The organism is uncultured Acetobacteroides sp., assembly GCF_963667355.2.
Taxonomy (GTDB): Bacteria; Bacteroidota; Bacteroidia; order Bacteroidales; family ZOR0009; genus Acetobacteroides.
This window is the reverse complement of record NZ_OY763328.2, coordinates 1,453,532-1,472,049: the sequence shown is the minus strand read 5'-3', so window position 1 is coordinate 1,472,049 and position 18,518 is coordinate 1,453,532. Positions and strand designations below refer to the sequence as shown.

The following is an 18,518-nucleotide window of genomic DNA, read 5'->3' as shown; positions in this document are numbered from 1 at the left end:
GTTATTCCAAACTTTAGATAGCTACCGAAGATGAAGAAATTTATTATTGGAATAGGAGTGGTTGCAGTACTCCTAATTGCCTTTTTTATTGTAAAGCCACGAATTGCTGAAAGCAAGTTCGAAAAAGCGGAGGCTCTTTTCAAGCAAAAGAAGTACGAGTTGGCTATTGACGGCTACACCTCCTCCATCGCATGGAGCGGTAAGGCTCAATACTACAATGCACGTGGTTTAGCCTACGAGGCACTTAAAAAAGATGCCGAAGCGCTTGCCGATTTTCTTAAGGCAACCGAAAAAGATGATGCAGCAGCAGCTTACTGGGCAAACCTCGGAGGTGCGCAGCGCAGGTTGGGCAAGGCTGATGATGCGCTTACCAGCGTAAACAAATCAATTAAGCTCGATTCGCTCAACTCAAAGGCATTCTTCAACCGAGGCTTAATCAAAGCCACAAAGCACGACTTTACCGGTGCCATTGCCGATTACACCAAGTCTATTCAGCTAGATGGTACGAACCTCGAAGCCTACTACAGCCGTGCCAACTCGCTTATGAACGTTAACGACTTTAAGAGCGCCGTAAGCGATTACGACAAGTTCCTAGGAAGCGGCAAGGAAAGCTTCGAAGCATACAAGCAACGTGGGCTGTTTAAGAATGGGTTAAAAGACTACAAGGGTGCCATCGCCGACTTAAGCAAAGCCGTAGCAATCAACAGCACCGATGCGCAGGTGTTCTACGAACTTGGATTAGCTTACTCCAACTCTAAGGGGCTTGCAAAGGCAATGGAGAACTACTCTAAGGCGATCAAGCTTAATCCTAAGTATAGCGAGGTTTATTACAGCCGTGGCATGGAGTACCTTTACCAAAATAACTTTAAAGGTTCGATTGCCGATCTTAGTCAAGCCATTAAGTATAACCCCAAATTCCTAAAGGCTATCTATAGCCGTGGTACCGCTAAGGCAATGTCGGGCGATTACAAGGGCTCAATTGCCGACTTCGATGCAACCATTAAGCTTAACCCTAAATACACCAGCGCATACTACAACCGCGCAGTTAGCAAAGGCATTTTAGGAATGCACAAGGAGGCAATTGTTGACTACAACGCCACCCTTAAGCTCGATCCTAAGCAGCCAGAAGCCTACTATAACCGCGGTATCTCGCGCGTAAATGTCAGCGATACGAAGGGTGCTTGCAGCGATTTCGATGCCGCAATCAAGATGGGTTATGCCGCTGCCAAGGAGATGAAGATTATCTACTGCGGTAAAATCTAAGATGATGAAAAGAACAACCCTAACCCTAATTCTTCTGGTGGTATGCACCATTGCCTTCGGTCAAGCCAAAAAGGCTAAGCGCGATACGCTCTACACCATCACCCAATCGCGCATCCACATAAAGGATGGGCAACCTACCAACGAGTTCGACATCATCAACCTGAAGTGGGCAGATACGCTTTGGCATGTTTCGCGCGATTTAGACATGGAGCAGCCCAATCTTGCCATTAACAACTATCGCTGGTTCTTCTACGATAGGGACAAGAATCTTACCCGTTTTGAGCGCTATGTCGCCCAAAAGTTGGATAGAAGGATTCTCTACAGGTACCAGAATAGACTTTTAACCGAGCGTGAGCACTATCAGCTTAGCGGAAATGATACTGTGCTAGTTCGGCGAGATTTACTTTCGCGAGGAGGTAACGGCTGGGTAAGTAGCATAAAAGTGGTAGACGCCAAGGGCAAAAAGATTGCCACCCAATCCTTCTCCTTCGATGAGAAGGGCAACGAGGTTAAAATGAAAGCCTCGATGAAGGTTGCCCTTGATGCCGATTCGGTATTGAACCGCCAAACCACCTACACCTACGACTCTGTTGGACGAATCGCCAAGAAGGCTGTGAAGTTGGTAAAAGCAGATAAGTCGAAGGACTTTACCCTGTATGCCTACACTTACAACAAGGATGGCAAGTTGCAGCTTACCTCAAGGTTCGATGCTAACGGCAAACTGCTCGGCAAGGAGGAGATTATCTACTACTCTGGCAGAGTGTCGCAGCGCAAGTACTACGATGGCAATGGCGTACTCTACGAGAATATGGCCTACCGCTACCGCAAGTTTGGCGCATCGCTCGACAACGATATGTACTAGATCAACCAGAAATTATACGAGGCGCCTCTTGAAAAAGAGGCGCTTCTCGTTCTTAGCGGATTGAAGCCTACTTTAACGCGGCGACTCTGAACTTTTCTTGTCGCCATTGTTACTCTGCAAACACGAAATATCAAGGCCATGAAAGGCAATGGAAATAAGCATACAGTCGTTATTGTTGGCGCTGGATTTGGTGGAATTGAGCTTGCTAGAAAACTTGCCAACACACCACTTGATGTTACCATTCTGGATAGGAACAACTATCACAACTTTCAACCACTGATGTATCAGGTGGCAACTGGAGGGTTGGGACCCGATAGCATTGCTTTCCCAATACGACGAATCTTCCGAAAGGCACGAAATGTCAGGTTTAGAATTGCCGAGGTTACCGAGATTCACACCGAAAGTAAGTTTCTTTCTACCTCTATCGGGGCGATCCACTACGACTCGCTGGTAATTGCAACCGGAAGCGCCACCAACTACTTTAACTTCGAGCCTCAAAAAGAAAATCTTCTATCGCTAAAGTCTATACCCGATGCTTTGGATATGCGAAGCACCATTATTCAAAACATCGAAAGGGCTGCCAATAAAGCAGACTTAAAGGGCGAACCACAGCCAATTAATGTAGTAATCATAGGGGGAGGTCCTGCAGGGGTTGAGTTGGCAGGTGCGCTTGCCGAGATGCGAAAGTACGTGCTCCCGAAAGACTTTCCTGAACTTGATTTTGCCAGAATGCGCATATACCTCTACGAAGCAGCACCTCGCCTGCTTGCATCCATGTCAGAGAAGGCTTCAAGCAAAACCTTAGAATACCTCGAGAAGCTTGGGATTATCGTAAGAGTTGGTGCGCGTGTAAAAGACTACGATGGTGTAAATGTTGTAACGGAGGATGGCAGCTTAATAGAAACTAAAACGGTGATATGGACGGCAGGCGTAAAAGGAGCCCCCTTCGATGGGCTACCCGAGGCATCTGTACTTCCTAATAAGCGCATCCTGGTTGATGATTTTAACCGCATCATAGGCGTAAAAGATGCCTACGCCATTGGCGATGTGGCGGCTTGCATTACCGAGGAGAATCCTCGAGGCGAAGCTATGCTCGCACAGGTGGCCATGGCCATTCAGCAGGGCAAACTGCTTGCCCGTAATCTACTAAATATGCAGCGAAATGAGGCTCCAATGCCCTTCTCCTACCATAACAAGGGCGTAATGGCAACCATTGGGCGACGTAAGGCGGTTGTGGATTTACCTGTACTCCACTTCCAAGGCGCTTTTGCCTGGTTTGTGTGGATGTTTGTTCACATCATGTCGCTGGTGGGGTTCAGAAATAAGCTTATTACGCTTACAGATTGGATCATCAACTATATTAACTACGATCGGCCACTTGGGCTTATGATTCGTCCGGCACGAAAGATCAAGAAGCTCTAAAAGAGCTACCGCACGCATATAGCAAAATAGGCAGCACCTCTACGATGCTGCCTATTCTGTATTCTTTATAAGCGTACCTTACGCTTCCTCTTTTGCCGGAATCAGCTTCGATAGAAGTATCGAAATGATAATTGTCGCTAGAATAAAGAGTAGGGAAACGCTGATCGGTATCTCGTATATGCTCGAAATGCACATCTTCACCCCAACAAACGAAAGGATGGCGGCTAGCCCATACTTCAGGTAGCGGAACAGACCCATAACCTCCGACACGGCAAAGTAGAGAGAGCGAAGCCCCATGATGGCAAAAATGTTGGAGGTAAAAACGATGTAGGTATCGTGGGATATCGAAAGAATTGCAGGGATTGAATCGACGGCAAAGATGAGGTCGGAAACCTCGATAAGCAGCAGCACGATGAAAAGTGGCGTGATGTGCAACTTTCTGTCGATACGCCTGAAGAAGCTTCCCTTTTCGTCGTTTGATGCTACGGGGTAGATGCGCTTAACCCATTTTACGATCGGGTTTTTCTCGGGATGTACCTCGTTGTCGTCATCCTCGAACAGCATCTTTATGCCGGTATACACCAGGAATGCTCCAAAGATGTAGATGATCCAATGGAACTGGTTGATGAGCGCTACGCCTGCAAAAATAAAGATGGCGCGTAGCCCAATGGCGCCTAGCACGCCCCAGAACAGCACCCTGTGCTGCATCTTCGATTCTACCTTGAAGAAGCCGAACAGCAGGATGAACACGAAGAGGTTGTCGATGCTCAGCGACTTTTCGACAACGTAGCCGGTAAGGAATTCGAGCGCCTTCTGCGGCCCCAAGGTGTAGTATATGCCAACGTTAAAGATCAGGGCGAGGGATATCCACACCCCACTCCAGATTAGCGCCTCCCTAACCTTAACCGTATGCTGCTTGCGGTGAAATACGCCCAAGTCGAGCGCTAGCATAAATATTACAAATAGGAGAAAACCTCCCCACATCAGTACTTCTTTTTCCATCTATCTAAATAATCGTTACGGTTAAGCGGCTCTCGCACGAGAAATCAGCCCTAGAGCCGCCGCCGCAAAGATATTCAAATACAGGAATTGCCCCTCCTATTTTTTATTAAGCGCCTTAGCCTCCTGGTATAGCTGCTTATCCTCGTCGGTGGCTGGAACGATCTCGATAAAGTGCTTGGCCGCACGGGTGTTCTCGTCGACATGGATAAAGGTAATGAACCCGCTAACGAATGGATTACCGTCTTTTTTGGAAACGGAAATGTGGGCAACCATGCTGGAGTTTCCGGTGCATACTATCTTCGACCTGAACTTGATGATCTCGCCAGGTTTTACCGGCTTGGTAAAGTACATGCCGTGAATCTTTAGGCATACTATCGACTTGGGATCTACGAGCATTGCAGCAGCGATGAAGCCCGACTCAACGAACCATTCGGCGGTGCGACCGGCAAAAAGGGTTCCGTGGTGGTTAAGGTCTTCGCTCTTTACCAGGCGGGTGGTGTAAGCCTCGAGGGGGGCGGTTTTCCTAATTTCCATAGCTCAAAAAATGTTTGAAATGATGCCGTAAAGGTACCCCATTCCTATTCCTTCCGCCTGCTATTTAACATCATAAAACATGATAAACAACACGGTTTGCTCCTCCTTACGTTGCTCGGGCAATGGTCTAGCATTACCTTCAATGGAGATGGTGCTACGCAGCCGCTACCACTCCTGCAAACTTTCGATGGGAATTCGGGTTAACTCCACATCCTCCTTGTTGGTGGCGTACGATACGTAGAGGTACCCACCCCAGACAACGCTCTTGGGGTAGCTGTAGCCTGGGCGCTTATACTTCCCGCTGAACCTTAGGGGCTGGAGGTCTTTGCCTCCGCTTCGCAGCAGGTAGGCCTTGTCGAAGAGGAAGCCATCCTTGCTTAGGGTTACTACCAGCGGAAAGCGGTTCTTGTTTCCCGAGGGATTGTTTACCATAAAGGCAATGCCGTTGGGGAGGTTGCCCGCACTCTGCTTGGCTCTTGAGTCGGGGGTGTCGATAATGGTGGGGGTGGTCCAGGTTGCCCCATTGTCCTTGCTAACGGCGGCGAGCTTCCTGAAGCTGCCCTCTTGATCGCGGAAGATCATCACCGCTGCTCTATCCTTTCGGAGGAACCAGCTAGGCTCTATTTCCCTGCTTATACCTTTTGCGGTTGTGGGCATGTTTTTCATTGCACCTGCCGTCCATCCTGTAATGCCAAGCGGATCGTCGGTATAAAAGGGGGTGGCGGTTAGGCCGGGTTGCATGTGGAATGCGGTAATAAGTCGGCCGTTGGGTAGGGCATGCACATCCTGCTCGATAACCCCGCATACGGGCAGCCCTGCGGCGTTTTCTACAGGTTTGGGTGAGGACCATCTGGCGCCATCGGTGGTGGTGATAAACTCGGTATAGCCCTCCTTAACTCCGTTGCTACGCATGGGCCACACGCAGATGTACGCCACAAGGGTGTGCCCATCGCTCCACCAGCCGCCGTTTGTTTTTATTCCTTGGGCCCATTTCGCGGTGAGGGCTGTTGGCTTCTCCCAATCCTTTCCGTTGGGGCTTCGGCTGTAAAACACGTGGGTGTCTTCTCCGTCCTCGTCGACCGAGGAGCTTTGCCATTGCGCGTACAGCATTCCCCGAAAGGGGAATAGCACCACGCCGTGGTTGTACTTATTATCGCCCTTCTTTGGCGCGAATATGGTGATCGTCTCCATCCCTTGGGCAGCCGGTAGCCCTAGCGTTTCGGGTTGGCTGAAGCTAAAGAGCGGGTTAACCGAAAATGGAGCATCGCCCGATTGTCCGTGCAGCGTTGCCGCTAAAAGGAGGAGGGGGAGCAGCAGCGCTGCTCTTTGAGATAGGTTCATGGCTTGCTGGTGAATTATGGTGCTTGGTACGGGGCTTCTTTTCTTATGGCTACCTGATATTTCGATCCTGATTGTTAGCGAAGCTGGCCCTTTATCCAATCTAGGATATGATGGCGGGTGGTCTGCGATATCCAATGCTCAGTAACAGGCGTAATCAGCGCTTCCTTTTTACAGCTTAGCACATTGTATACAATGTAGCTGGTGGTTGGAGGGCAAACATTATCGTTGTACCCCCAAGTCATAAATACGGGGACGGTGATCTGCTTTGCGAAGTTAACCACATCGTAGTACTCTAGGGTTTTAAGCTTTTCTGGGGTGTCCATTCCCTGAAAGCTGGTAAGCAGATGAGGATAACCGTCCGCCCTGTTGGCCTTGTAGCCCGCCATATCGCTTAATGCCGGATGGCTTGCAGCGCAGGCGGTTATTCTTTTGTCGAGCGCGGTGGCTACTAGGGCTAAGGCACCACCTTGGCTTCCTCCTTGCGCTATTACATTCTTTCCGTCCCATTCGGGAAGGGAGGTTAGGTAGTCGATCGCGCGTATGCACGATAGGTAAACCTTTTTCATGTAGTAGGAGTTTCGATTCTCCAGCCCGTTAACGAGGTAGCTGTTATTGCCCTTGCCAAAGGCTTGGCTGATTTCCTGGTAGGTTGCCTCGTCTAAGTCGGGCCGTATGCCATGGATCTCCATGTCGAAGCGGATGCAGCCGTTTTCGGCGTAGAAGATGTCCTTTGTTGGATTCATAGGCTTAATGCCGGCGCCTGGTGGCGAGAAGACGACGGGGTACTTGCCCGGTTGCTTGGGCAGCGTAAGGTAGCCGTACACGTACTGCCCCTTTTGGTAGGCCTGCAGCTTTACCAGGTAGCAGTCTACCTTGCTGCTCGAGTACGCAGGAACGGGCACCTTGGTTACCTCTATGGGGCATCGGGCGGCCTCCGCTTTTGCCTTTTCCCAAAAGGCAACGAAGTCGGAAGGAAGCTGCGTGTAGGGGAGGAGCTGGTCGGGCTGGAATCCAACCTTGATGTGGTGTGTATACACCTCGCCGTTGAGGATTACCTTAAGCTGGCAATCCTTAAAGCCCGGCTGATGCATGGTTCCCATCGATATTACCGCTTGTCCATTCTTTAGTACTGCAGTTCCTGTTCTTTCGGGGGGCATGAGCTCGGGACCAATGCTGTAGGAGACTTCGATGTCGCTCTTCTGGATGCCATACTCGTAGAGTGATACGGTAACCTTTGCCTCCTCGTTTAGCTGGTACAGCCATTGCGTATTGCTGGGAGTTGTTACCCATAAGACGTTGTCTTGGTAGGGATAGTTTTGCGCCGCGGTGGCTATAGCGGCAGCTAAATAGCAGATCAGTAGGAATGCTCTTCTCATGGTTGCTACGTTTTAGGTTAGGGGTGGCCTTCTTGTTGCCTCCGGCGTATCCGAAGGTGGCTGTCTTGTGACAGCGAAGATATAAACTTATCGATATGTTCTGCGAAAAGGATGCGCCTTGCACTCCGACACCTACCTCGCCTGGCGGCTATGGGGTTCTACCTTCGCCAGACGGGAGGACCGAACTTAAGGAGTGCCGCCAATCGGTAGCCGCATTACCGCAAAGATTGCTTACCTTTGCCGGCTAAGGCTGAAGTGCCACCAGAGGGCTGGTGGCGGGGATTCCCCTTTCGAACAACAAACAGAAACATGAATAGTAAGACAAAAGTGGAGCTGCTGCAGCTGTTGGCTGTGGCGGTGGTGGTTATTTTGCTCATCCTCTACCTGCTGCTGCAGGTGGGCAGGCATCAGCATATCACGGATGGTACACCTGCTGTAGGGATGGTTCTTGCCATTCGGTAGCGGCGATGCCGTGCCGTGCAGCCCCCTAGGCGATGCGGTTACTCGTTCTTGCCCTCATCATCAACTTCCTCTTCGAAGTCCTCTTCCTCGTCGTAGTCTTCGTCCTCCTCTTCGTCGTCGTAGTCTTCATCGTCGTCCTGCGGATTCCGTATCTCCTCGAGCTGAAACCGATGCTCCTCCAGCAGCTCGTCCTTTTCCTCGTCGGTAAGCACATCCATAATCTTGCCCACGCAGGTGTTTAGCTGGGCAACAAGCTCCACCATTTCGGGGTTAGACTCTACCATCTCCTGATTATCCCTCATGAAATCGACGATCCGCATGTACATGCATATCTGGTTGATTTCTTCATCGCTAAGGCTCATGCTCATGGCTACGTGTTTTGGACATAATTATAGGGTATTTGGGCGAAACATTCAAGGCCTCAGCGCAGCTTTTGGTGCCGATTGCTCGCTGTCGTAGCCCTCTTGCCTAGGCGGGAGGATAGCGTGCTGCTATTGGGCGTTTATCTTTTAGAATTTTGGGCGCGCGCGACGGCAATGAACCCCTCGTCCTTGCCCAGCGGAGCCTATTGCTTCCGCAGAAGCCGCTTCGCCAATTGCCTCGGTAGAATGTGCAGCGCAGAAGGTGTGCTGCCAAATGCCTCGGTAGAATTAGCAGCGCAGAAGCAACCGCGAGAATTCCTTCGGCATCATGTGCGCTGAAGAAGCCAGCTTGACTTTAGACGCGATAAGCTGTGCGCTGCATATTCTTGCTCACCAAATGGTGCGGCTTCATCTGCAATGCAGTAGCTACCAAGAAAATATTTGGGTGAGATTGTGCAGCGCAGAAGGTATGCTGCCAAAAGCCGCTATGCCTTGCGCAGCGCAGAAGGAGTTGCGGTAAAAGCAGCGGTGGATTGTGCAGCGCAGATGGCATGTAGGCGGGAGACGGCAAAAAATGTGCGCTGCACAAGGCATCTGCCCGAAAAAGTTGTAAATTAAGCGCGTAAACCTACCTTAAAACCTTCGGACCATGAAGCAGATTCAGCCATTAAGCCTTGCTCGGCTCCACGTTAAGGAGCGGAGCGCCTTTGCCGCCATCATCCTGGAGATCGTGGGGGAGCTGCAGGGGCAGAACCTCATCCCAGCGCTGCTGGTGGAGAGCCTTCGGGGCGCCATTAGCGTGCACAGCAACGCTACGCTGGGCAAGAGCAGCAAGTTGCTCACCGAGGCGGCGCGGCAGCTCGACCGGGAACGCGACGATACGATACGGGCCATCAAGGGGCTGATACGGGTGGCTCGCTACCGCCACGACGAGGCCCGCCGATGGGCGGGTATTCGGCTCGAGGAGGCCGTGCGCCACCGGGGCTGGGAGATGCAGGACGAGTCGCTTGCGGCTGAGACCAACTCCATTGTACAGTTGCTAAACGACATCAAGGAGCGCCCCGAGCTCGGCCAAGCCGTAGACCTGCTCGATGGACGCGACCTGGTAGACCACCTTGCCGCCCTCAACCTCCGCTTCGAGGAGAACGAGCAGCTCCGCCGCGAGTATACCCTAGCACACCCTGTTTTGAGCTCCGAGGCCAACGCGTCGCTCAACCACGCCCTGGCTAGGGTGCTGGACTTTGTGAACGCCGTTGCGGGCACCTCGCCCGAGATCGACAGCGCCATTGGCCTCATCAACGGGCACAGCAAGTCCTTCGCCGAGCTGCTTAAGGCCCGCGAAACCCGCAAGAAGAACCGCCAGAAGCGTCAGGAAGAACAGGAGGGTAGCGGCGAGGCCGAGGAGCCCGAGACGGCAGGGGAGGAGGAGTAGGCCGTAGCGGTGTAGGCTAAGCTTGAATTCAAAAGGACAAACGCCCAATAGCAGCACGTTATCCCCTCCACGGGAGGGGTAGGGGTGGGTTAAGAACGCGAGTGAAGCGAGAAATATTGATTTAAAAACGAGCCAACCCACCCCCTTCCCCCTCCAAGGAGGGGATAGCCAGTTTCAATCATGCACTACTGCTAGAGCACTAATTTTTATTACCTTGACGGCTATGGGTAGGAGCGTCAGCCGAACAGGGGAGTAGACTAGCGCCGCCCCGCAAAAGGCAAGGGCCTCCTGCTTGCGCAAAAGGCCCTTGGGTCTGTACTTATCAAAATTACTGGTCAATTACTATTTCTGCTTGTGGAAGCGCTTCCGGAAGCGGATCTGCATGTCGATAACCAGCGTGTAGGTTACCGGAACGATGATCAGCGTGAGGAAGGTGGCAAACGATAGCCCAAAGATGATGGACCACGAGATGGGCTTCCACATCGAAACGATATCGCCGCCGAAGTAGATGTTCGGGTCGAAGTGGGTAATCATCCCCACAAAGTCGATGTTGATGCCGATGGCCATGGGCACCAGCCCCAGTATGGTACATATGGCGGTAAGGATTACCGGACGGAGGCGGGTTTTTCCGGCCTCCTCCACGCACTCGCGGGCAACATCGCGGGGAAGCTCGAACGGCGACTCGAGCCCCAGCTCGTGGGTTTTGCGCAGCTTCAGCAGCTCGATATAGTCGATCATCACAATCCCGTTCTTCACCACAATACCGGCCAGCGAAACGATGCCGATCCCCGTCATGATGACGATGAAGTCCATCTTGAACGTGGCCAGCCCGCCAATCACCCCGATGAAGGAGAAGATAACGGTGGACATGATGATGAACGGCAGCAGCGTGGAGTTAAACTCGGTTACCATGATGATGTAGATGAGCGCGCAGGCCACCAGCAGCGCCCAGGCCAGGAAGCTCATCGACTCGGCCTGCTCCTCCTGCTCGCCGGTTTGGGCGATGGTGTAGCCCTCGGGCAGCTTAAAGTTGGGCAGGATGGTGCGCAGCTGGTCGTTGATGGCGTTGGCGTTGTAGCCCTCAATCACGTTGCTCCAAACGGTAATCACGCGCTTGCGGTCGAGGCGGTTCACCGACATGTAGGTATTGTCGTTCTCGAACGTGGCCACGGACGAGAGGGGAATCATCAGCACCTTGTTGTTGTCGTGCACGGCAATCTTCTGGTTGAGCAGCGACGAGAGGTTGTAGCGGTACTTATCCATCAGGCGTATCTGGATGGGGTAGTCATCCTCGCCCACCTTCATCTTCGATGCCTCCTTGCCGTAGAGCGCGGTGCGGATGGCCATGGCCACCTGCCCGGTGGAGAGGCCAAAGCGGCGGGCCTTGTCCCTGTCGATCTTCACCAGCAGTTCGGGCTTGCCGATGTCGATGTTCATCTTCAGCCCCTCGATACCCTCTAGGCGCTTGGAGTTGACAAACCCGATGAGCGAGTCGGAGAGCGATATCAGGCGGTTGAAGTCCTCGCCAGCAATCTCGATGTTGATGGGGTGCCCCACGGGTGGCCCGTTCGACTCCTTCTCCACGCTAACGATGATGCCGGGGTATTTTCCCACCAGGTTGTTGGCTATTTGGCGCTGGAGCTTTCGGGTGTCAACCCCATTTCTGTCGATATACTTAACGAACGATACGGTAATCATCCCCTTGTTGGGCTGCTCGGTACCCACAAATTCGTTGTCGCGGACCACCTTGCCCACGGTGGTAAGCATCGACTCCACCACCTGCTTGTTCGGCTTCAGGATGCTGTCTAGGTCGCTCTCGATGCGCTTTAGGGCCGTGTTGGTGGCCGATACATCGGAACCCGCAGGCAGTTCGGCAATAATCGAGAGGTAGTTGGGGTCGCTCTCGGGGAAGAACAGCACGTTGGGCTGTCGGATGCCAAATAGAATGAGGGCGAAGAAGAATAGCCCAATGGTGGCTAGGAAGAATTTGCGAGGGTGCTTGCCCTTTAGCGCAAAGCTAATGGCGCGCTTGTAGCCGTTCTCCAGCTTATCTAGCCCTTCGGACATAAACCACTTTTGCAACTTATGGAAGACGTAGATGTTAAGCAGCATGACGATGGCAATAATCACGATGATGTTGGCGATGGTGTACCAGCCAACCACGTAGAAGAGCACCGAAACGCCCAGCATAATTAGCGCTCGCTTAAGGATGGCCTTTCGCTTGGCCGTAAAGTCTTCGTACTTGTCGAGCCTGATGTAGGTAGCGGCAAATACGGGAACAATTACCAGCGCAACGAATAGCGAGGCGGTCATAACGATAATCAGCGTGATGGGGAGCTGCTTCATGAACTCGCCCATAATACCCTGCCAGAACATGAGCGGAAGGAATGCCGCCAGCGTGGTCATGGTGGTGGTGATAACCGGTATGGCAATCTCTCCGGTAGCCTTCTTGGCTGCCTCGAAGGGCTTGTAGCCGTTGTCCACAAATCGGTAGATGTTTTCGACCACCACAATGGAGTCGTCCACCAGCATACCTAGGGCAAGGATGAGCGAGAAGAGCGTCATCATGTTAATGGTGAAGCCTAGGAACTTCATCGTGGCAAAGGTGATGAGGATGGAGAGCGGAATGGCGCTGGCCACAAACATGGCGTTGCGCGTACCCAGGAAGTAGTAGAGCACCAGCAGCACCAGAATAATACCCAGCAGCATGTTGTTCTGTAGATCCTCAATCTGCATCTTAATGGCGTCGCTCTGGTCGTTGGTAAGGGTAACCACCAGATTTTGGGGAATCATGTTGTTCTGCTGTGCCTTCTTTAGTTCCGCGTTGATGTGGTCTACTGCTTCGAGCAGGTTCTGCCCGCTCTTCTTTACCACCTGAATGGAGAGCACGGGGTTGTGGTTTAGGCGGGCAATGGTTTTTGCCTCGGCGAAGCCATCCTTAACCTCGGCCACGTCCTTCAGGTAAACGCTCTTGTTGTTGTCGCGCTTAACAATGATATTCTCGATGTCGGCAATAGACTTAAACTCGCCATCGATGCGTACCGAGCGCTGCGTTGCGCCCAACTTGATCTCGCCACCCGATACCGAAAGGTTTTCGCCAGCAATGGCTCCCTCGATATCGTTAAACGAAAGGTTGTACGACTCAAGCTTGGCCAGGTCGACGTTAACCTTAATCTCTCGATCTTCGATACCTTGAATGTTTGCCTTCGAGATCTGGGGTAGCGCCTCAAACTGGTCTTGCAGGTAGTCGGCGTATTTCTTCAGCTCCTCGAGGCTAAAGTCGCCCGAGAGGTTGACGTTGATGATCGGAATCTCCGAGAAGTCGATGTCGTTAACCACGGGGTCCTGATCGAGGTCGTTGGGCAGGTCGCTCTTGGCCCTATCAACGGCGTCTTTTACGTTCTGCTTGGCGTCCTTCAGGTCGACGTTGGTGTTAAATTCCACAATCACCATCGATACATCCTGGTAGGAGGTGGAGGTTAGCTTCTTTACCCCCTTTACTGATTCAATTTCCTTCTCCAGATGGCGGGTAATCAGGTTCTCGATATCCACGGGCGAGTTTCCTGGGTAGATGGTTTGCACCATGATGGTGGGAACCGTTATCTCGGGGAAAAGCTCCTTGGGAAGGTTGGTGTAGGTGAAGATTCCGAACACCGATATCATAATCGTTGCCAGGAATACCGTTATCTTGTTTTTCAGAGCCCAGTTGGTTGGACCGAAGCTCCGCTTTATTTCTCGTTCAATGTGTTCAGACATGATGCTGCCGTTATATTATTTTACACTTAGCGGGCTACCCGAGCTTACCTGGTTAAATCCGGCAATGATAACCTTGTCGCCAGTCTTAAGACCGCTTGTTATGGTAGAGTTATCCTGATAGGTTAAGCCAGCCTTGACGTACACCTTCTTGGCAACAGGTCCCTTAGGTGTATCCTGCGCAACAAATAGGAACTGACCCTTTTCGTCGTTCTTTACGATGAGTGATGGCACCACAAATGCTTTAGGGTCGCTAAAGTCCTTAAGGATTAGCGTTGCCATTTGGTTGGGGAGTATCTTCGTTCCGTTGTTGGCAATGCTGTAGGTTACCTCTATGGGGAATGTGCGGCTTTGCATGTCCACCACGTTACCAACGCGGGTTACGGGCAGCTTCAGCTTAAGGTCGGGGTTAGATGGGAACTGCACATCCACCATTTGCCCCTTCTTGATGGTGCCGATGAAGCTCTCGGAGGCCTCAGCCTTAATCTTGATGGCCGATGGGTTAACCAGGTGCAGAACGGGTTGACCAGGCATGGCCAGCTCGCCTTCCTTCTGGTAGATGTCGTCTACCACGCCACTGAAGGCTGCCTTTACGGTAGACATGCTGAGCTGCGACCTGAGGGTGGCCAGCTTACGCTCGAGCGCCTCCTTGTTGTTCTTGGCCTGGAGGTACTGTATTTCCGATCCCACCTTCTGATCCCATAGCGCCTTCTGCTTTTCGTAGATATCCTTTGCTAGGCTAAGCTGGTTCTTCACCTCCATGATGGAGTTATCCATAATCTCGGTGGTAAGCCTAATCAGAGGTGTTCCAGCACTCACGTGCTGCCCCTTCTTTACTAGGATGCGCTTAATTTGTCCCGATGCTTCGGGGCTAACCATTGCGTCGTTTTCGGCTTCAACCGTTGCGCTAAGCTCTAGGTAGTGGTCGAAGTTTTGGGGGTTAACCATTTTTACCTCTACGGGGATAAGCCCACCCGCTTGCTTGGTACCCATGGTGGCGAGCTGCTTTTCGAGCTCCGTAATCTTCTTGTCAATCTCGAACGATTGGGTCTTTAAGTCGGATATCTCCTTACGGATCGATTCGGCAGTTGGCTTGCCAGAGCATCCTGCTAGAACGATGCTAAGGGCTATTGCTGTAATGAAACCTGTTTTCATGTTTCGTGTGATGTTTTTTATTTCTATAGATTGCTGGTTACCTTATCCAAGCGGATTTTTGCCTTCAGTAGGTCGAACTCTACGCTGTAGAGGTTGCTTACCGTTTGCAGCAGCTTGTCGTTGGCCTGCGTTAGGTCCATGCTCGATGCCATACCGTTGTTGTACTTAATGGTGACATCCTTAAATACCTTTTGCGCTAGGCTTTGGCTGCTCTTGCTGTTGAGGTACTTCTCCCAAGCGGTGTTAAAGTCTTCTCGGGCCTGCTGGTACTCCATGGTAAGCGCGCGGGCTGCCTGCTCGCGTGCATTCTCGGCCTTGTTCATCTTCAGCCGTGCCTGCTGAACCTTAGAGTAGCGCTGCCCGCTGCTGAAGATGGGGATGGTAACGCTTAAACCAAGCATCTGCTGCGGATTGAAGGAGAATACGGTCGATTTAAAATCCTTGTAGTACTGGTAGAAACCAGCTACCGTGGGTAGGTAATTAACCTGCTCGAGGTTATACAGCAGCTTGGTGGATTTTATGTTGGTAAGCGCCATTCGGTAGTCGATGTTGCTATCTAAAACGAAGGGCGTTTGAATAACTTTCTCACGATTGATGCCGCGCACGATGTCCTCGAGCTTATCCGAAAGCTCTATGCTGGTTTCGAGTTCGAGTCCGATCTGGAAGTTGAGCAGGCGACGCGCTACCTTCTCCTGATTAAGGATGCTTTCGAGCGAGAGCTTGAGGTCGTTGACCGAGAGGCGGAGCTGATCGACATCGGTTTCCTCGGCAAATCCCTTGTCGAGCATCTTCTGCGAGTCGTCGAGCAGCTTATTCAGGTTTCCTAGGTTTCCCTTAAGCACCTCGGCAGTTTGGTTGGTAAGCAGTATAAGGTAGTACGACTGAGCAACTGCGCTGCGTACGTCAATTTGCGTTTTCTCTAGGCTCTGCTGTACGATCTCCCTGTAGGTTTTCGAGGCCTTTAACCCCACGATGTACGATCCGCTAAATATGAGCTGAGACACCGTTGCGGTGAGGTTCGATGTGGTTCGCTGCATTATGGGAATCTCTTCGCCGTTAGGTCCCATCGGAAGTGTTGCTATGGAGCCGGGGTTGTAAGTAAAGTTGTACTTGGCGTCGGCTTGAGGTAGCCCTGTGGCCGTGGTCTCCCAAATCTTCTTTTGGGCCGCCTCTAAATCGTAGTTGGCATCCTTTATCGTAAGGGAGTTCTGCATGGCAGCATCTTGGGCCTGAGCGAGGGTTAGCACCTTCTTCTCCGCACCGTTATCTGCCGCAAGAGCACCCCCTGCTACGAGCATTAGCGCCAATGTGAGTACTACGGTTACCTGTTTCATGCTTGTTGTAAGAGGTTTATTTTAAAATTTACTGACTTTCTTAGATGCACTAAGCCTTGTGGGGTGCACATTCCCTTTAGCTGGTAGTAGAGGATGTGGTCGATGTCCGTTTCGCCCTTTATGAGCGGGATAAACCTGAAGTGCGAGAAGAAGAGGTTTTCCATGCCAAAGAGGAAGGATTTGCAAGCTAGGTTTACGTCGAGATCGCTTTCGAGGTAGCCCATGCTGACACCCTTGCTTAGGTTGAACTCAAGAAACTCCTGCAGCTCGTCCTTTCGCTTGGCGATGACGTTCTGTAGGCAGTCCTGGTAGCGGGGGGATACCTCGCGCTCAAACTTCTTATGGTAGTAGAGCGAACTGTTGTAGATCGATTTAGTTACCTGCACCATTAGTTCGATAGGATTAAGCCCCCTTTGGGTAAGGCTATGAATCTCTCGTTGCTGCCGAATGGCGAGGTGGTCTAAAAAGCTTTCTATCATCTCCTGCTTGCTCTCGAAGTAGTTGTATAGGGTCTTTTTGGTTACTCCAATCTTTTCGGCAATCATGTCGACGGTTAAGCTGCTGATGCCATTCGCCAAGAACACTTCCGAAATTTTACTGGTGTAGTAGAATCTTCTCGATTTCATCTTGCGTTATATCTGTTTGCAGTTTGGTTGGAACAGGATGGCGGCTGGTGGGGTGTAAGGTTCCTTAGCGCCTCGCTATTCTTCTTTCATCGATCAGTTGTGAAATTAGCCGTAAGTTAAGCTGTTCCAAAAGCATTCGCCATGGCTGCAATGTCAAAGTAGGTAAAGAACGCCATCACGATGGGCTATGCTTTATGGACTGTTACGTTAAGACGATAGTACTTCTGATCGATACAAAAATCGACATTGTGATTGATAAGCTGAAGGGATTTTCGACGAGAGGAGGAAACGGTCGGACGAATGGTTTGATTTTGGGGATGAGGCAGCCTCTGTGCTAACGTCGTTTAGACGATAAAAAAAGCGTAGGCAATTGCCTACGCTTTACAATGGTATTTATTAGGAGTATTTTCGGGTGTTACTGTCCAATACTTACTCCTCCGAAATGGCATAATGCTAGTAGTTCTCCGTTATAGCAGAGCTCGTTCTTCTTAACCAATCCTTTTACGCGATACTTAAGGAATGTATCGGCAATGCTTTGCCCGCAACTCCCCATTACATTCCAAACAATCTGAGATGCTGGGGTAAAGTCTTCTGTACAATCAGAAAGGATGTAGCTGTCGTAGTAGCTTTCGTCAACTTCAACAATCTTACCTTGGCTAAGGATGCGAACCAGCTTGTCGGATTGCGAAGATTTGATCCATTCCTGCTTATACTCTGCTTTCTTCTTGCTGTCGATAGGAGCAATGCTTTCAAGAAGCATCGATATGGTGTTGGAACTGCATTCGGCGAGCTTAATTGGCGTGTAGCCATGCTGATTTACCGTATTGGTAATGGCTGCTTCGTAAAGATTTTCTTCGGGTAGCAATGTGCATGCAAGGTATAGCAGCATTTTTTCCTGAATGTTGTTTCCGTGCCAGATTACAACCCTATCGTAACTGCCAAAATTGAAAGAATTAATGGAGCCTATCCCGATATGCGATTGGCAGAATCTTGTGTCAGAATCAGCATTCCGTTCAATATGAATGTTCTTGAGATAGCTAACCCTGTTCGAATTCCCCTGCTTTGTTTCCAACGCTGTTATGGGGCCAATTGACAGGTCGTCTCTAAAACAAAATACTACATCTGTTGAGTTTTGCCTTTCTTTCTTAAAGAAGGTTCTCAGCCTGCTTAACGCAGAATCCCCAAATACTACATGAACTGTTTTCATCCCTTTAAAGCTTAAGTCATTTTGTAGCATTGGCATCAAGATGCCTGCGCTACGTGATTCAAATAGAAGAAAGAGTTGCGGTCTATAATGCTTGCAGTACTCCACACACACAACTGTACCGTAAGCTTCAGCCTTTTGACTGCTGCAAATAAGTAAAAAATATTTTTTAAAATGCAATATTGTTAGATAATTATGTGCTTTAAACGGGTAAAACTGCTTAATAACATTGTTTCGTAGCGAAAATTAGTAAGTATGGGAGGTTCTGGGGCTCAGAAAAGCCTTCTTTAGGCGTTAGCTGCTTTCTGAAAAGTGAGTGTGTGGCTGGGAGTGCTGTCGGGTTTTGTTAGGCTCTGAGTGCTTACTGCGGTTGTATATGTTAGGACAACA

The 18,518-nt window shown here is 50.8% G+C and carries 15 protein-coding genes; 5 read left to right on the top strand and 10 right to left on the bottom strand.

The annotated features are described in order from the left end of the window. Positions 1–30: 30 nt before the first annotated feature. The 3 genes from ACHZA1_RS06095 to ACHZA1_RS06085 all read left to right on the top strand — a co-directional run bounded on the left by ACHZA1_RS06095 (position 31) and on the right by ACHZA1_RS06085 (position 3,547). Positions 31–1,263 (top strand): tetratricopeptide repeat protein, encoded by a 1,233-nt coding sequence (locus ACHZA1_RS06095; RefSeq protein ID WP_320054342.1) that lies wholly within the window; start codon positions 31–33, stop codon positions 1,261–1,263. Positions 1,264–1,267: 4 nt separating this feature from the next. Continuing rightward, positions 1,268–2,125 (top strand): hypothetical protein, encoded by an 858-nt coding sequence (locus tag ACHZA1_RS06090; RefSeq protein ID WP_320054341.1) that lies wholly within the window; start codon positions 1,268–1,270, stop codon positions 2,123–2,125. A 138-nt stretch (positions 2,126–2,263) separates the two neighbouring features. Continuing rightward, positions 2,264–3,547 carry an NAD(P)/FAD-dependent oxidoreductase gene (locus tag ACHZA1_RS06085; RefSeq protein ID WP_320054340.1) on the top strand — a complete coding sequence of 428 codons (1,284 nt, stop codon included), beginning with the start codon at positions 2,264–2,266 and terminating at the stop codon, positions 3,545–3,547. 78 nt (positions 3,548–3,625) lie between these two features. Here ACHZA1_RS06085 and ACHZA1_RS06080 read toward each other — a convergent pair whose 3' ends face one another. The 4 genes from ACHZA1_RS06080 to ACHZA1_RS06065 all read right to left on the bottom strand — a co-directional run bounded on the left by ACHZA1_RS06080 (position 3,626) and on the right by ACHZA1_RS06065 (position 7,800). After that, entirely contained in the window at positions 3,626–4,549 is a 924-nt protein-coding gene (locus ACHZA1_RS06080; RefSeq protein WP_320054339.1) for a TerC family protein, read from the bottom strand. Between the two features lie 96 nt (positions 4,550–4,645). Next, positions 4,646–5,083: a hotdog domain-containing protein gene (locus tag ACHZA1_RS06075; protein WP_320054338.1), complete on the bottom strand. Its 438-nt coding sequence runs from the start codon at positions 5,081–5,083 to the stop codon at positions 4,646–4,648. 165 nt (positions 5,084–5,248) lie between these two features. After that, positions 5,249–6,424: a sialidase family protein gene (locus tag ACHZA1_RS06070; RefSeq protein WP_320054337.1), complete on the bottom strand. Its 1,176-nt coding sequence runs from the start codon at positions 6,422–6,424 to the stop codon at positions 5,249–5,251. A 74-nt stretch (positions 6,425–6,498) separates the two neighbouring features. Continuing rightward, a complete protein-coding gene (locus ACHZA1_RS06065) occupies positions 6,499–7,800 on the bottom strand; it encodes an acetylxylan esterase (protein ID WP_320054336.1) in 1,302 nt (433 codons plus the stop codon). Positions 7,801–8,109: 309 nt separating this feature from the next. Here ACHZA1_RS06065 and ACHZA1_RS06060 point away from each other — a divergent pair, with 309 nt between their 5' ends. Beyond that, the gene (locus ACHZA1_RS06060; protein ID WP_320054335.1) at positions 8,110–8,262 is read left to right on the top strand and encodes a hypothetical protein; all 153 of its coding nucleotides are present in this window, start codon (positions 8,110–8,112) and stop codon (positions 8,260–8,262) included. Positions 8,263–8,300: 38 nt separating this feature from the next. Here the strand turns inward: ACHZA1_RS06060 and ACHZA1_RS06055 are convergent, their stop codons facing one another. Further along, on the bottom strand, positions 8,301–8,630 hold the full coding sequence (locus tag ACHZA1_RS06055) for a hypothetical protein (protein ID WP_320054334.1): 330 nt from the start codon (positions 8,628–8,630) through the stop codon (positions 8,301–8,303). Positions 8,631–9,273: 643 nt separating this feature from the next. On the opposite strand from ACHZA1_RS06055, the gene ACHZA1_RS06050 reads away from it, so the two are divergent. Next, complete coding sequence (locus tag ACHZA1_RS06050; protein WP_320054333.1) at positions 9,274–10,056, top strand: DUF6261 family protein; 783 nt, start codon at positions 9,274–9,276, stop codon at positions 10,054–10,056. 342 nt (positions 10,057–10,398) lie between these two features. Here the strand turns inward: ACHZA1_RS06050 and ACHZA1_RS06045 are convergent, their stop codons facing one another. The 5 genes from ACHZA1_RS06045 to ACHZA1_RS06025 all read right to left on the bottom strand — a co-directional run bounded on the left by ACHZA1_RS06045 (position 10,399) and on the right by ACHZA1_RS06025 (position 18,131). Next, entirely contained in the window at positions 10,399–13,812 is a 3,414-nt protein-coding gene (locus ACHZA1_RS06045) for an efflux RND transporter permease subunit (protein WP_320054332.1), read from the bottom strand. Between the two features lie 15 nt (positions 13,813–13,827). Continuing rightward, positions 13,828–14,964, bottom strand: coding sequence for an efflux RND transporter periplasmic adaptor subunit (locus tag ACHZA1_RS06040; RefSeq protein WP_320054331.1), 1,137 nt, complete (start codon positions 14,962–14,964; stop codon positions 13,828–13,830). A gap of 23 nt (positions 14,965–14,987) precedes the next feature. Next, on the bottom strand, positions 14,988–16,298 hold the full coding sequence (locus tag ACHZA1_RS06035; RefSeq protein ID WP_320054330.1) for a TolC family protein: 1,311 nt from the start codon (positions 16,296–16,298) through the stop codon (positions 14,988–14,990). After that, positions 16,295–16,924, bottom strand: a complete 630-nt coding sequence (locus tag ACHZA1_RS06030; protein WP_320054329.1) for a TetR/AcrR family transcriptional regulator — start codon at positions 16,922–16,924, stop codon at positions 16,295–16,297. Before ACHZA1_RS06030 ends, ACHZA1_RS06035 begins: the two co-directional genes overlap by 4 nt. 415 nt (positions 16,925–17,339) lie before the next feature. After that, positions 17,340–18,131: a DUF3658 domain-containing protein gene (locus tag ACHZA1_RS06025; RefSeq protein WP_320054328.1), complete on the bottom strand. Its 792-nt coding sequence runs from the start codon at positions 18,129–18,131 to the stop codon at positions 17,340–17,342. Positions 18,132–18,518 lie beyond the last annotated feature (387 nt).

Bases quoted from the DNA above. Each gene is read 5' to 3' on its own strand.
- ACHZA1_RS06095 (WP_320054342.1), top strand. From the start codon at position 31: ATGAAGAAATTTATTATTGGAATAGGAGTGGTTGCAGTACTCCTAATT.
- ACHZA1_RS06090 (WP_320054341.1), top strand. From the start codon at position 1,268: ATGAAAAGAACAACCCTAACCCTAATTCTTCTGGTGGTATGCACCATT.
- ACHZA1_RS06085 (WP_320054340.1), top strand. From the start codon at position 2,264: ATGAAAGGCAATGGAAATAAGCATACAGTCGTTATTGTTGGCGCTGGA.
- ACHZA1_RS06080 (WP_320054339.1), bottom strand. From the start codon at position 4,549: ATGGAAAAAGAAGTACTGATGTGGGGAGGTTTTCTCCTATTTGTAATA.
- ACHZA1_RS06075 (WP_320054338.1), bottom strand. From the start codon at position 5,083: ATGGAAATTAGGAAAACCGCCCCCCTCGAGGCTTACACCACCCGCCTG.
- ACHZA1_RS06070 (WP_320054337.1), bottom strand. From the start codon at position 6,424: ATGAACCTATCTCAAAGAGCAGCGCTGCTGCTCCCCCTCCTCCTTTTA.
- ACHZA1_RS06065 (WP_320054336.1), bottom strand. From the start codon at position 7,800: ATGAGAAGAGCATTCCTACTGATCTGCTATTTAGCTGCCGCTATAGCC.
- ACHZA1_RS06060 (WP_320054335.1), top strand. From the start codon at position 8,110: ATGAATAGTAAGACAAAAGTGGAGCTGCTGCAGCTGTTGGCTGTGGCG.
- ACHZA1_RS06055 (WP_320054334.1), bottom strand. From the start codon at position 8,630: ATGAGCATGAGCCTTAGCGATGAAGAAATCAACCAGATATGCATGTAC.
- ACHZA1_RS06050 (WP_320054333.1), top strand. From the start codon at position 9,274: ATGAAGCAGATTCAGCCATTAAGCCTTGCTCGGCTCCACGTTAAGGAG.
- ACHZA1_RS06045 (WP_320054332.1), bottom strand. From the start codon at position 13,812: ATGTCTGAACACATTGAACGAGAAATAAAGCGGAGCTTCGGTCCAACC.
- ACHZA1_RS06040 (WP_320054331.1), bottom strand. From the start codon at position 14,964: ATGAAAACAGGTTTCATTACAGCAATAGCCCTTAGCATCGTTCTAGCA.
- ACHZA1_RS06035 (WP_320054330.1), bottom strand. From the start codon at position 16,298: ATGAAACAGGTAACCGTAGTACTCACATTGGCGCTAATGCTCGTAGCA.
- ACHZA1_RS06030 (WP_320054329.1), bottom strand. From the start codon at position 16,924: ATGAAATCGAGAAGATTCTACTACACCAGTAAAATTTCGGAAGTGTTC.
- ACHZA1_RS06025 (WP_320054328.1), bottom strand. From the start codon at position 18,131: ATGAAAACAGTTCATGTAGTATTTGGGGATTCTGCGTTAAGCAGGCTG.